The organism is Herbaspirillum sp. GW822-FHT03A08, from assembly GCF_058801885.1.
The window spans coordinates 596043-609728 of the sequence record NZ_JBXANR010000004.1; the positions used below are offsets into that span (position 1 = coordinate 596043).

General features: G+C 59.9%; 12 protein-coding genes. 1 reads left to right on the forward strand and 11 read right to left on the reverse strand.

The annotated features are described in order from the left end of the window. The 7 genes from mraY to mraZ are packed head-to-tail and all read right to left on the reverse strand — an operon-like array spanning position 1 to position 7596. Positions 1–1170: a phospho-N-acetylmuramoyl-pentapeptide-transferase gene (mraY, locus tag AC1RN6_RS15930; protein WP_493006406.1), complete on the reverse strand. Its 1170-nt coding sequence runs from the start codon at positions 1168–1170 to the stop codon at positions 1–3. Position 1171: 1 nt separating this feature from the next. After that, the gene (locus tag AC1RN6_RS15935) at positions 1172–2608 is read right to left on the reverse strand and encodes a UDP-N-acetylmuramoyl-tripeptide--D-alanyl-D-alanine ligase (RefSeq protein ID WP_493006407.1); all 1437 of its coding nucleotides are present in this window, start codon (positions 2606–2608) and stop codon (positions 1172–1174) included. Further along, a complete protein-coding gene (locus tag AC1RN6_RS15940; RefSeq protein ID WP_493006408.1) occupies positions 2608–4146 on the reverse strand; it encodes a UDP-N-acetylmuramoyl-L-alanyl-D-glutamate--2,6-diaminopimelate ligase in 1539 nt (512 codons plus the stop codon). Before AC1RN6_RS15940 ends, AC1RN6_RS15935 begins: the two co-directional genes overlap by 1 nt. After that, entirely contained in the window at positions 4146–5927 is a 1782-nt protein-coding gene (locus tag AC1RN6_RS15945; protein ID WP_493006409.1) for a peptidoglycan D,D-transpeptidase FtsI family protein, read from the reverse strand. Before AC1RN6_RS15945 ends, AC1RN6_RS15940 begins: the two co-directional genes overlap by 1 nt. After that, positions 5924–6196, reverse strand: coding sequence for a cell division protein FtsL (gene ftsL / locus AC1RN6_RS15950; protein ID WP_493006410.1), 273 nt, complete (start codon positions 6194–6196; stop codon positions 5924–5926). The genes AC1RN6_RS15945 and ftsL overlap by 4 nt, the downstream gene beginning before the upstream one ends. After that, positions 6193–7155: a 16S rRNA (cytosine(1402)-N(4))-methyltransferase RsmH gene (gene rsmH / locus AC1RN6_RS15955; protein ID WP_493006411.1), complete on the reverse strand. Its 963-nt coding sequence runs from the start codon at positions 7153–7155 to the stop codon at positions 6193–6195. The genes ftsL and rsmH overlap by 4 nt, the downstream gene beginning before the upstream one ends. A 12-nt stretch (positions 7156–7167) precedes the next feature. After that, positions 7168–7596: a division/cell wall cluster transcriptional repressor MraZ gene (mraZ, locus tag AC1RN6_RS15960; protein ID WP_493006412.1), complete on the reverse strand. Its 429-nt coding sequence runs from the start codon at positions 7594–7596 to the stop codon at positions 7168–7170. A gap of 698 nt (positions 7597–8294) precedes the next feature. On the opposite strand from mraZ, the gene AC1RN6_RS15965 reads away from it, so the two are divergent. Next, positions 8295–8579, forward strand: a complete 285-nt coding sequence (locus AC1RN6_RS15965) for an HU family DNA-binding protein (protein ID WP_007880659.1) — start codon at positions 8295–8297, stop codon at positions 8577–8579. A 282-nt stretch (positions 8580–8861) separates the two neighbouring features. Here the strand turns inward: AC1RN6_RS15965 and AC1RN6_RS15970 are convergent, their stop codons facing one another. The 4 genes from AC1RN6_RS15970 to AC1RN6_RS15985 all read right to left on the reverse strand — a co-directional run bounded on the left by AC1RN6_RS15970 (position 8862) and on the right by AC1RN6_RS15985 (position 13671). Further along, positions 8862–9629: a 2-keto-4-pentenoate hydratase gene (locus AC1RN6_RS15970; RefSeq protein WP_493006413.1), complete on the reverse strand. Its 768-nt coding sequence runs from the start codon at positions 9627–9629 to the stop codon at positions 8862–8864. An 84-nt stretch (positions 9630–9713) separates the two neighbouring features. Beyond that, positions 9714–11636, reverse strand: a complete 1923-nt coding sequence (locus AC1RN6_RS15975) for a TRAP transporter large permease (RefSeq protein ID WP_493006458.1) — start codon at positions 11634–11636, stop codon at positions 9714–9716. A gap of 34 nt (positions 11637–11670) precedes the next feature. Next, positions 11671–12708 (reverse strand): TRAP transporter substrate-binding protein, encoded by a 1038-nt coding sequence (locus tag AC1RN6_RS15980; RefSeq protein WP_493006414.1) that lies wholly within the window; start codon positions 12706–12708, stop codon positions 11671–11673. Positions 12709–12792: 84 nt separating this feature from the next. Continuing rightward, a complete protein-coding gene (locus AC1RN6_RS15985) occupies positions 12793–13671 on the reverse strand; it encodes an SMP-30/gluconolactonase/LRE family protein (RefSeq protein ID WP_493006415.1) in 879 nt (292 codons plus the stop codon). Positions 13672–13686 lie beyond the last annotated feature (15 nt).

A 13686-nucleotide genomic window follows, 5' to 3' on the forward strand; every position in this document is an offset into this window, starting at 1 on the left:
TCAACGCAATTTCAGCGTCGACAAACCGAACAGCACCAGCATCATCGTGATGATCCAGAAGCGCACCACGACCTGTGTTTCTTTCCAGCCTTTTTGTTCATAGTGATGATGCAGCGGCGCCATCAACAGCACTCGCTTGCCGACGCCGTAGCGCTTCTTGGTGAACTTGAAGTAAGCCACCTGAATCATCACCGACAGGGTTTCCACCACGAAGATGCCGCCCATGATGAACAATACGATTTCCTGACGCACGATCACCGCGATGGTGCCGAGCGCGCCGCCCAGCGCCAGTGCGCCGACATCACCCATGAACACCTGCGCCGGATAAGCGTTGTACCAGAGGAAAGCCAGACCTGCGCCGGCCATCGCGCCGCAGAAAATCAGCAGTTCGCCCGCGCCCGGAATATGTGGAATGAACAGATATTTGGCATAGCTGGCGCTACCGGTCAGGTAAGCAAAAATGCCCAGCGCGCCGCCGACCAGCACGGTCGGCATGATCGCCAGACCGTCCAGGCCGTCAGTCAGATTGACCGCGTTGCTGGTGCCGACAATCACAAAATAAGTCAGCGCAATGAAACCCCACACGCCCAGCGGATAGCTGACGGTCTTGAAGAACGGTACGATCAGGTCGGCTTTCGGCGGCAGGTCGAGGTTGAAACCCGACTGCACCCAGGCAAAGAACAGATCCAGCACCTTCATATTGCTCACTTCGGACACCGAGAACGCCAGATAGAACGCCGCCACCAGACCGATCAGCGATTGCCAGAAATATTTTTCGCGCGAACGCATGCCGTTCGGATCCTTGTAGACCACCTTGCGGTAGTCGTCGACCCAGCCAATGGTGCCGAAGCCCAGCGTGACGATCAGTACGATCCAGACGAAACGATTGCTCAGGTCCGCCCACAGCAAGGTCGAAATGCCGATGCCGATCAGGATCAGCACGCCGCCCATGGTGGGGGTGCCGGATTTGACCAGATGCGTTTGCGGACCGTCGGTGCGCACGGCCTGGCCGACCTTGAGACGGGTCAGCATGCGAATCACCGCCGGACCGGCGACAAGGCCGATCAACAGCGCCGTCAGCGTCGCAAACACAGCGCGGAAGGTGATGAAGTTGAACACGCGCAGGAAACTGAAATCCTGCTGAAAATTCTGAGCCAGCCAAAGCAGCATGTTAATGAGTCTCCTGGTGAAGTGGCGCGCCGGACTGCAACTGCGCCCCGACCAAATGCTGCACAACGCGCTCCATCTTCATGAAGCGCGAACCTTTTACCAATACCGTCGCCGTCGCGGATGCGGCCTCGTGGGCTGCGGCGCTCACGGCGTCTATGGTGTCGAAATGCCGCGCCGGGAAAGATGCTCCCGGCACGGCGTTGTATTCATCGATGGCGTCGCGCATGGCGTCGCCGAAACCGAGAAAATGCTCGATGCCGCGTTCGCGTGCATAGGCGCCGATTTCCCGGTGAAATTTAGGACCTTCGTTACCGACCTCGCCCATGTCACCCAAGGCCAGCACGCGCGGCGCGGCCGTTTGCGCCAGCACGTCGATGGCGGCGCGCACCGAATCGGGATTGGCGTTGTAGGTATCGTCAATGACGAGCGCACCGCTGACGGCGGTCTTGCGCTGCAAGCGGCCGTTGACCGGTTGAAAAGCTTCCAGCCCGCGCACCACGGCAGCGGCGGAAATACCCGCGCCCAGCGCGCAGGCAATGGCGGCCAGCGCGTTGCGTACATTGTGCTCGCCGACGGCGGCGAGCTTGATGCCGAATTGCTGCACGCGATCGCCGATGTGTGCGGTGACAGCGATTGCGCTGCCGAACTCGCGCGCCTGATAGCTGCCGCTGACATCGGCATCCTGACTGAGACCGAAACTGATCACCGGACGGGTACCGGCGATTTCGCGCCAGACCCAGGCGTATTCGTCTTCCGCAGGGAACACGGCAATGCCGTCTGCCGGCAAGGCGCCAAAGACAGCGCCGTTTTCGCGCGCGACGGCTTCGACGGTTGCCATGAATTCCTGATGTTCGCGCTGCGCATTGTTGACCAGCGCCAGCGTCGGACGGGCAATTTCCGCCAGCACGGCGATTTCGCCGGGATGATTCATGCCCAGTTCAACCACCGCCGCCTGATGTTGCGGTTGCAGGCGGAACAGGGTCAGCGGTACGCCGATTTCGTTGTTGAAATTGCCGCGCGTAGCCAGGCTGTGGTCTTCGCCGAATGCCGCCGTCAAGATCGAAGCGATCATTTCCTTGACGGTGGTCTTGCCATTGCTGCCGGTAACGGCAATGACCGGCACATTGAATTGCTGACGCCAGTGACGCGCGATCTGGCCCAGCGCCACGCGCGTGTCCGGCACGACGATGGCCGGAATGCTCAGACCAGCCGGGACGCGCTCGACCACAACGGCGGCAGCGCCCAGGCCGGCAACGGCGTCGAGGAAGTCGTGCGCGTCAAAGCGCTCGCCGCGCAAGGCGACAAACAGATTACCGGGTGCGACGGCGCGGCTGTCGGTGGTGACGCCGCGCACGGTGAAGCCGTCGCCGGCTTTATGCACGCTATGCACGGCTGCGCCGTCCAGCCACTGCTGCAATTGTCCAAGCGTCGCCTGCACTATGCACCTCCCATCATCGTGGAGCGTGCGGCCAGAGCCAGTGCGACGTGGTCGGCATCGAGGAAGGGATATTTCTTGCCGGCGATTTCCTGATAGGTTTCGTGGCCCTTGCCAGCCAGCAGAACGACATCCTGCTTGACCGCGTGACGTACTGCCCACAGGATGGCGCCGGCACGATCGGTCAATACATGCGGCACGATGCGCCCCATGCCGCTCTTGATATGCGAAATGATGACGTTGGGATCTTCGCTGCGCGGATTGTCGCTGGTCAGGATCACGTGATCGGCCAGTTCGGAAACCGAACCCATTTCCGGCCGCTTGCCCGGATCGCGATCGCCGCCGCAGCCGAACACGCACCACAGCTCGCCGCCACGTTGGCTGGCAACCTGGCGCAAAGCGGTCAAGGTTTTTTCCAATGCATCCGGCGTGTGCGCATAGTCGATCACGATCAGCGGCACTTCCTGTCCGCCGAACTGTTGCATGCGGCCCGGCACGGCGGTCAGCGTGGCGATCACCGCCAGCGCGGCTTCCCAGCCGGTGCCCTTGGCCAGCATGACGCCGAGGATGCCCAATACGTTGCTGACGTTGAACTGCCCGACCAATTGCGTCTTGATCTGACCCGAACCGAATGGCGACTCGATATGGAAGCTGGTGCCGGCATTGGTGCTGCGGATCGCCGAGGCGCGCAGCACCGGCACATCATCTGCTGTGATATCGCCGAGCGAATAGCCGATCACCGGAATGTTCTTGGCTTGCAGATAAGGAATCAGGCGCTGCCCCATCTGGTCGTCCAGATTGATGACTGCGTGCTGCAGTCCCGGCGAATCGAACAGCTGAATCTTGGCAGCTTCATAAGCAATCATGTCGCCGTGATAGTCGAGATGATCGCGCGTGAAATTGGTAAACAGGGCGACGTCGACGTGCAGTCCGTTCATGCGGCCCTGATCGAGTCCGATGGACGAGGCTTCGATCGCCAGCACCGAGGCTCGCGCGGTGCGCAGGTCCGACAGCTTGCGTTGCAGCAGCACCGCATCCGGCGTGGTGTAGCCGGTGACGTCGAAGGCATGCGGTTTGCCGTCCTGAAACATGCCCACACCCAGCGTACCGACCACGGCAGCCGGCGCCGACGAACCTTGCAGGCGCGATAGCGCCATGCCCAGCCAGTAAGAGCAGGAAGTTTTGCCGTTGGTGCCGGTCACCGCGACGCTGAACATGCCCTTGTCGGGCTGCTTGTAAAACATATTGGCGGCGAATCCGGCGAGATGCTTCAGCCCCTTGACGCCCAAATGCGGCAGGTCTTCCTTGTCGTCCCAAGTGAAGCCCGCTTCTTCGTAGACGACTGCAACCGCACCGCGCTCGATCGCATCGGCGATGTAGCGGCGACCATCAGCGCTGTCACCGGGATAGGCAAAGAACACGTCGCCGGCCTGCACACGGCGCGAATCCGCAGTCAAATTCGACGTCAGGTTGGCGTTGCCAGGGGCAATGCCGTGCAGCCAGTCAACAATTTTTTGCGCGGAAAGCATGGTCGCAGGCATTACATGCTCTCCTCTAAGGCGTCTTTTGGAATGATGATATTGGTCACGCTGGAATCCGGCGCGACATTGAGCGCGCGCAAGGCGTTGGCCGTTACTTTGGCAAAAACCGGTCCGGCGACGGTGCCGCCGAAGTGGCTGCCGGCGCTGGGTTCATCCAGCATCACGGCGATGATCAGGCGCGGATCGGACATCGGCGCAATGCCGACAAACGAGGACACATATTTCTTCACGTACTTGCCGCCTTCAATCTTGTATGCCGTGCCGGTCTTGCCGCCAACCCGATAACCCGGAACCTGCGCCTGCGGGGCGGTGCCGCCCGGCGCCACCACGGTTTCCAGCATGCGACGCATCTGCAATGCGGTATTCTCGGCAATCACGCGATGGCCGATCGGCATGTCGCTGACCTTCTGAAACGAGAGCGGAATCAGGTCGCCGTTGCGAGCAAAAATCGTGTATGCATGCGCCAGCTGAATCAGCGAAACCGAGATGCCGTGGCCGTAGCTCATCGTCGCCTGTTCGATCGGACGCCACGATTTGTAAGGACGCACTCGGCCGGCCACCGCGCCCGGGAAACCGAACTTCGGCTGCTGCCCGAGACCGACACTGGTAAACATCTCCCACATTTCCTGCGGCGGCATTTCCAGCGCAATCTTGGCGGTGCCGATATTGGATGATTTCTCGATGATCTGCGCTACCGTCAGCGGACCATGCGCGTGCGAGTCGCCGATAGTCGCTGTGCCGATGGTCATCTTGCCGGGCGAAGTCTGGAATACGGTGCTCGGCGTCACGCGATGCGTGTCGAGCGCCAGCGCCACGGTGAACGGCTTCAGTGTCGAACCTGGCTCGAAGGTATCGGTCAGCACGCGATTACGCAGTTGCGCGCCGGTCAGCACCGAGCGGTCGTTCGGGTTGTAGGTCGGCAGATTCGCCAGCGCCAGCACTTCGCCAGTTCGCACGTCGACGACGATGATGCCGCCGGCCTTGGCCTTGTTCTTTTCGACCGCTTCTTTCAGCTGGGTGAAGGCGATGTACTGGATCTTGCTGTCGATCGACAAGGTCAGGTCCTTGCCGTCGTGCGGCTCGCGCACGGCTTCGATATCTTCGACGATGCGGCCGAGACGGTCCTTGATGACGCGGCGGCTGCCGGTCATGCCGGCCAGCGTTTTCTGCGAGCCGAGTTCCATGCCGTCCTGTCCGGCGTCTTCCACATTGGTAAAGCCCACAACGTGGGCCATGACTTCACCTTCGGGATAGAAGCGCTTGTATTCCTTGCGCGTCTCGATGCCGGCGATGCCGAGTTTGACGATCTTGTCGGCCGTGTCTTGCTCGACCTGGCGCTTCAGATAAACGAAATTACGGTCGGAATCGAGCTTCTTGCGCAACTCGGCGTCACTCATGTCGAGCAGCTTGGCCAGGTCGCGCAGCTTGTCCTTGGGCGCTTCCTGTACGTCGTCGGGAATCGCCCAGATCGCCTTGACCGGCACCGACGACGCCAGCACCTGGCCGTTGCGGTCGGTGATCTTGCCGCGTGTGGCCGGCAATTCAAGCGTACGCGCGTAGCGCGACGCGCCTTGTTTCTGCAGGAAGTCGGTAGACATGCCTTGCAGCCACAGCGCGCGCGCGGCCAGTGCAAAGAACGCCATGAACAGCACGAACAACACCACGCGCGAGCGCCAGGCCGGCATCGCAACCTGCAACACCGGGCTGGCCGAGAACGCGACGCCGCGTGAGGCTGCGACTCGGCCTCCCGTGACGTTGGTGCGTGGCGGCATGCGCGTCATTTGTTTGTCACCGTCAGATATTGGGTTCGTTCCGGCGTCAGCGAAACCATGTTCAGGTCGCGCCGCGCCAGTGCCTCAATGCGGGAGTTCTTGCCCAGCGTGGATTGATCCAGTTGCAGCTGCGCCCAGTCGATATCGAGCTGACGTGCGGCGGATTGTGCGCGCTCCAGTTCGATGAACAGACGGCGCGCCTGGTATTGGGCGTTGACCAGCGATAGTGCGCACAGGACCAGCACGGTCGTCACCAGGAAGCTCAGACGGCCGGTCATGGCGCATCCTCAACGACCGTACGCTCAAGCGAACGCATCACGGCGGAACGGGCGCGCGGGTTGGCGGCGACTTCGGCGTCGCTCGGTTTGACGCGGGAATGCAATTTTCCGAGGGGTTGCGGCAGGTCGACTGCACGAATCGGCAGGCGGCGGTCCGGCTGCGGCACATGGGCTTTGGATGCCATGAACTGCTTGACGATGCGATCTTCCAACGAGTGAAAGCTGATCACAACCAATCTCCCATACTGCGCCATCTGCCGAAATGCTTTTTCCAGTCCTATTTCGAGTTCTTCAAGCTCTTGATTGATGAAAATCCGTATAGCCTGAAAGGTACGAGTGGCCGGGTCTTTGCCTTTCTCGCGGGTTTTGACGGCTTGTGCCACGAGCGTGGCAAGCTGTCGTGTGGTTGAAATTGGCTCGACTGCCCGGCGAGCAACAATCGTCTTTGCAATCTGAAGAGCAAACCGTTCTTCCCCATAATCTCGTATCACCTTTGCTATCGTCTGTTCGTCCGCCGTTGCCAGCCACTCCGCTGCCGACACGCCGCGCGTGGTATCCATGCGCATGTCCAGCGGGCCATCGAACCGAAAACTGAAACCCCGCGCCGCGTCGTCCACCTGCGGCGAAGAAATACCCAAATCCATCAACACGCCATCCACGCGCGTGACGCCATGCGCCGCCAATGCCTGATCCAGCGTCGCGAAGCTGTCATGCACAATGGCGAAACGCGGATCCGCAATGGTCTGCGCCGTGGCAATCGCCAGCGGATCCTTGTCAAACGCAATCAAACGTCCACGCGCACTGAGGCGCTCCAAAATCTTGCGGCTATGCCCGCCGCGGCCGAAGGTGCCGTCCAGATAGACACCGTCAGCCCGGTCGCCTTCTATTACCAGGGCATCCACCGCTTCATCCAACAACACCGTACGGTGCTGCAAATCGGGCACCGATTGCAAAGTCATCGCGTCGTGCCGTCAGAAGGAAAAATTGCTCAACACATCAGGCATGCCCGCAGCAACAGCTTCCGATTCGTTCTCGGCCAGCTTGGCGGCATCCCAGATTTCAAAATGGCTGCCCATGCCCAGCAACATGACGTCGCGCTCCAGGCCGACCGCTGCCCGCAACTCCGGCGCGATCAGGATGCGGCCGGCGGAGTCCAGTTCCACGTCGCACGCATTGCCGAGGAAAACGCGCTGCCAGGCGCGCGCCGACATCGGCCACGCGGCGATCTGCTCGCGATGGCTTTCCCAGGTCGGGCGCGGGAAAAACAGCAGGCAACCGTGCGGATGGCGCGTCAACGTGACCCGTCCTTCGCACTGAACCGCCAGGGCGTCGCGATGCCTGGCCGGAATAGACATCCGTCCTTTGGCATCGAGATTGATTGATGACGCGCCCTGAAACACTGTGTTTGACCTTTTTTCCTGTCGCTGTTGGCTTGCTTGAATTCGGTGTTTTGATGCCGGGAATCCAAAAATACCCCACAAAAAAACACTTTTTCACACTATCGCCCACTTTAGAGGATGCACTAATACAGGTCAAGCGATATTCATGGGCCGAAACAGGGATTTTTTTAATAAAGTCAAAGACTTAGCGCGCATAGTTAAAAAGCATCTAAAAGCGTTTTTTCCTCGCAAATGAATGACTTAGGAAATCTATTGAATGTTCCACTTGAGATATACACATGTGTTTATCTCGAATTCCGCGTGGTTTCTGGGGGAGAGGCGGGTCAACGAATCAAAAAACAGCCGACCGGCTTGAGAAGAGATTTTGCAGACAATCAAAAACACCAACCTGGACCAACAAATAACGCAACATCAAACGGCATGCCAAAACACATCCGGCAACGCCGCTGAAAATTCACCGGCAGCCGAAGTATGCCTGAAAAAACGCTGCGTAAAAAATCAGGGTCGCGTCGAAAATCCAATCAGCGAACACAGAAAACGATGCGCGAAACTCTCCACGGGCATCCGGATTTTTTCAATTCGATGAAATTCCGGTGAAATAGATCATGACAATTCAATTAAACATCAGATGGGGCTTGCGGAGTAGGCGCATTCCAATGCTAAAATCTCGGCACCTTAACAGTGAAAGGAATTTTAAAGTGAACAAATCCGAATTGGTCGACGCAATCGCTGCTGATACAGAAATCTCGAAGGCTGCTGCACAACGTGCTTTGGACTCCGTCGTTGAAAACATCATCAAGGCAGTTACCAAGGGCGACACAGTGCAACTGGTTGGCTTCGGTTCTTTCTCCACAGGCAAGCGCGCTGCTCGTACCGGCCGTAACCCACAAACTGGCGAAGAAATCAAAATCGCTGCTGCAACTACAGTGAAGTTCTCCGCTGGTAAGTCGTTCAAAGAAGCAGTGAACAAAAAGAAGAAATAATGGTTCCATTTGAATGCTGTGAACCAGGAGTTCACGGCATTCAAATACCGCTGCTGCCGCATTCATGTGGCAGCACACTTCCCTCCCGTCTTATCTGCCTTATTCTGCCTATCCAGCCTTATCCTGCTTTATCTCCCATCACCCGGCTTCTCCCGTCTTCCCGCTGCATTCGCACCATTTCCGTATTGCCTTACGCCGTTCCTTCTCCATGCTCCGGACGCACTCGTGCCGCAGCAAACAAGGCATGTCTGCCGCGACTTCATCCGTTCCCGGATTTGTTGATCAGGCCTGCGCGAACGAAATATCGACCTTGCCGATGTTCTGCAACAAGGCGTTGACGCTGCTGCCTTTGTCGGCAAACAGCAAACCCGTGCACGATCCCGTCGTCACGAACTGGCCTGCTTTCAGACCGCCGCAACGCTCGCCGACGTGATTGGCCAGCCAGGTCACCAGCGGCCAGATATCGACCACCGGGTTGCCGCCGACAGTCTTGGCGACCTCCAGACCGTTAAAATACAGCTCGGCGTGCTGGATGCTCTGATCGATCTGACCGAGGTCGCTGCGGCCCGGACCGTAAATGAACGCGCAATTGCTCAGCGCGTCAGCCAGCCCGGCCAGCGGATTGGCGGCCGGATATTCGGTATAGCGCGAGGATACGAGCTCGATCGCCGGATGCACCGTGCCGACTGCCGCCAGCACCTCCTCTTCGGTGTAAGGCGTAGCGCGAGCCGGCAGATCGCTCTTCATGCGCAGCGCGATCTCGACTTCGATGCCGCGCGAACCGGCGGTCAGCAAATCGAAGAAATGATAAGGCGCCGCGAAGATGAACTGCGCCGGCATCGGCGCGCAGCTTGGCGGCGCACCCGGAGCCTTGGCCCCGACCTTCCAGCCGCCGACTTCGCCCAGCGACTGGGAAACGGTATCCTGCACTGCATAGGCTTCCGCAGCATCGGCCGGGATGTATTCTTCCGGCAGGCGCGCCAGGGTGATTTCATGCTTGCGCGCCGCCAGCAGCAAGTCGGCGGCGGCCTTGATTTTTTGTTTGTCCATTGTCGTACTTTACTTCTTGAAGAGGCGCCGCTGCATGGAAAGCAGCCGGCGCCGGTTAAAAAACTTCTACAGCTTCCGGATAATTCAAGAAAATCCGAAGCGCCGCGGCAACCATAAACTCAGATCCGGCCAGACGATGATCACGACCAGCGTGACCAGCAGCATCGCCAGATATTTCAGATACGGCTTCACCACATCCTGCAGTCGCACCTGGGCAATCGCGCAAGTCGCATACATCCCAAGTCCGAACGGCGGCGAAAACAGGCCTATGCCCATCGAAATAACCAGGATGATGGCGAAGTGCAGTGGATTGTAGCCAAGCTGGACCGCAATCGGTGTCAGCAAAGGTCCGAAAATAATCAACGCCGGCGCGCCTTCCAGCACCGCGCCGAACAAGATCAGCGCCAGCACCGAAATCAGGATGAACATCCAGCGGCCGTAATCGTGCGCCAGGCTCACCATCAGTTCAGCCAGCGCGTGCGGGATCTGCTCCACGGTCAAGGCATACGCCACGCTGCTGGCGGCCGCCACGATAAACAGCACCATGCCCGACATCGACGCCGCATCGACGAACAGCTTCACCAGCACCTTGCGATTGAGCTCCCGGAAGGCCAGCCAGCCGACCACGATCGCATACACCACAGCGAACGAAGAAATCTCGGTCGACGTCGCCACGCCGGAAGCCACGCCTTTGCCGATCATCACAATCATGATCAGACCCACCAGCGCGCCGCCGATCAGCTTGCCCATCGGACGCGGCTTGATGAAGACGACGCTGACGTCGACTTTGCGGCCGGTGTAATACGCAAGGATGCTCAAGGCGATCGCCATCGCCAGCGCCGGCAAAATCCCGGCCAAGAACAGGCCGCCGATAGACAGATTGGCGACGAAGCCGAGAATGATCATGTTGATGCAAGGAGGGATGGTCTCCGCCATGATGGCCGAGGCTGCCAGCAAACCTGCCGCCTCGTTCGGATTTTGCCTGGTCTGGCGTACCGCCGGCATCAGGATGCCGCCCACGGCGGCGACGTCGGCCAGCTTGGAACCCGACACGCCCGAGAAGAACGCCATCGCCGTCACCATGATCAGGTTCAGGCCGCCGCGCAGCCGGCCGAACATGCGCAGTAGCAGCTCGATCAGGCGCGACGACATGCCGTTGCATTCCATCACCATGCCCGCCAGGATAAAGAACGGCACCGCCAGCATGACGAAGTGATCGGTGCCGGCCGCGACCTGCTGGGCGAACACCATTACCGACAGGGAAGGCTCCAGCAGGAAGAACATCAGCGCGCCGAAGGTCAGCGAAAACGCGATCGGCACGCCCGCGACCAGACAGAACAGGAAGCCGAACAGCAAGACATGCATCGGCCGCAGCGCATGATCGGGCCAGAACGTCTGCAAGGCCAGCACGCCACCGACCACCACCGCGCCGAGCAAACCCGACACCAACGCATGGCGGCCGAATTTCTTCAGCGCATGCGTCACGGCGAAGACCGACAACAGCAGACTGCCGACCAGCACCGGCAAAACAAAAATTGTCTGCGGCAAACCCGAAGGCGTGGTCTGATCGTTGGAGATTTCCAGCAGCAGCCAGGTGGTATATGCCAGCGACATGGCGACGAAGGCGATCACCCAGTCGCACAGCCGGAGGATATAAGGCAGCCATGATTTCGGAAAGACGCCGCGCAAGCTGTCGATGCCGACATGGCGGCTGCGGCCCAGCACGCTGGCTGCGCCGAAGAACACCAGCGTGATCATCAGCGCGCGCGCCACCTCTTCCGACCATTCCAGCGGGTCGTGCAAGGCGTAGCGCCAGATCACGGAGAAGAACACCACCAGCACGTCCACCGCCAGCACCGCCGCCGAGGTCAGCTCCAACACGCGTTGCAGGCGCGGATAATCCACTACATCGTTGGGCGAAGCGTGCAGCGACTGAATCGCACTTTCGGCTCCTGCGACTCCTGCGGCTTCTTCGCCCGGCGCCAGCGGCGCAGTCATTGTCTTCATCATGGCTTCCTTTGACTCCAGATTCGGCAGGACATCAGCCGCGCGCAGCAACGATTTCGTCGACTACCGGCTTGACGGCCGGATATTGCGCGGTGAACTCGCCCCACAGCGGCGCGACGTCTTTGCGCAGCGCTTCACGGTCGACAGTGGAGACGGTCAGACCGAGTCCCTTGAGTTTTTCAAAGGCGTCGCGTTCCATGTCGGCGGCGCGCTGGCGCTGATACAGCGTCGCCTCGGTGGCAGCGTCGAGGAAAGCTTTCTGCAGATCGGCCGGAATCTTGGCGAAGGAGCGCTTGCCGATCACCGGTGTTTGCGGGTTGTAGATATGCTGGGTCAGCGCGCAGTATTTAGCGACTTCGAAGAACTTGCCCGCCAGCGCCGTCGGCGCATCGTGCTCGAAGCCGTCGACCACGCCGGTCTGCAGCGAAGTGTAGATTTCGCCGAAAGGAATCGGTGTCGGCACCGCGCCCATGTAGCGCAAGGTGCTGACGAAATTCTTCACCGGCAGCACACGGATCTTGGTGCCCTTGAGCTCGGCCACGCTGCGCACCGGATTCTTGGTAAACACATTGCGCGCGCCCAGCGAATACGCCCAGCCCAGCACCTGCACGCCGATGCGGTCATACATCAGCTTGCTCAGAATGGCGCCTGCTTTGCCGTCCAGGGCACGGCCGGAATGGTCGAGGTTGGCGAACAGATAGCCCATGTCGAGCACGCCGATTTCCGGCACGGTAGTGGACCAGATCGAGGAGCCGGAAATCATCATGTCGACGCTGCCGATGCGCACCTGATTGACGACATCGGATTCCTTGCCGAGCTGATCGCTGGGGAAATAGTTGACGACAATCTTGTTGCCGACGGCGGTCTTGAGATTCTGCGCGAAACGGCTGTACCAGACGTAGTGCGCCGAGTTGGCGTCGAGCGGCAACGTCGACGACATGCGCAGCGTGACCAGCGGTTTCTCTTGCGCGAAGGCGAGATTGCCGGATAGACCCAGGCCGGTCGCGGCTGCGCCGCCGATGGCCAGGCCGGTTTTGAGAAATTGTCGTTTGGATGCGTTGGTGGTGTTCATCATGTCTCCTGTAGTTTTATATGGTTCTACTTTTGATTGCTTCTGATGCCTGTCCTTTGCTACCCACTGCCTTATCTGGTGGCGCTATCCTTTCGCAAACGGTCTGTCCTGCATGCCGGCGACGCCCGGATCCAGCGTCCAGACCATGCCCGCACCGGCGTCGCCGTCCGGCGCGCCGAGGCTGATGCTGGTGACGATCATGGTCTTCATATCTGCGCCGCCAAAGGCACACATGGATGGTTTCTTCGCCGGCAATTCAATCGTGCGATCCAGCTTGCCCTCCGGCGTGAAGCGCAACAAGCAACCCGCATCGTTGGCGCAGATCCAATAGCAGCCGTCGACATCCATCGCCGCGCCGTCGGGGCGGCCGCGATGCTGATTGAGATCGGCGAACACCCGGCGACGCGACGGCGCACCACTGTCGATGTCATAGTCGAACGCCCAGATCAGACGGCTCGACGGATGCGAATCGGATAAATACATGGTCTTGCCGTCGGGCGACCACGCCAGACCGTTTTGCACGATCAGCCCGTCCACCACCGGCGCCGACAAACCTGACGCGTCATAGCGATACAGCTTGCCGTCCGCGCGCGCCAGCGACATATCGAGGCACATGACACCGCTCCAGAAACGCCCCTGGCGATCGCAGCGACCATCGTTGAAACGCTGGTCTGCTTGCAGGCCGCTGGGCTGCGCGAGCTTGTCCAGCAGCACGTTTCCATCGTCTTGCAGCGTGACGCTGAAGATACCGGTATGCATGCCGGCGATCAGTCCCCCCGCATCATCGGGCGCAATGCACGCCACCATTTCCGGCAGTTGCCATTGTTTGTAATCGCCGCCGGCGGTCTGGCGGCAGATCAGCTTGCGCGGAATGTCGACCCAGTACCAGGCCGATTGCGCGGCATGCCAGAACGGGCTCTCGCCGACGTCGTAGCGGTGATCGTTGAGGGGAAGAACTTGCATGGTAAATATCCGAAG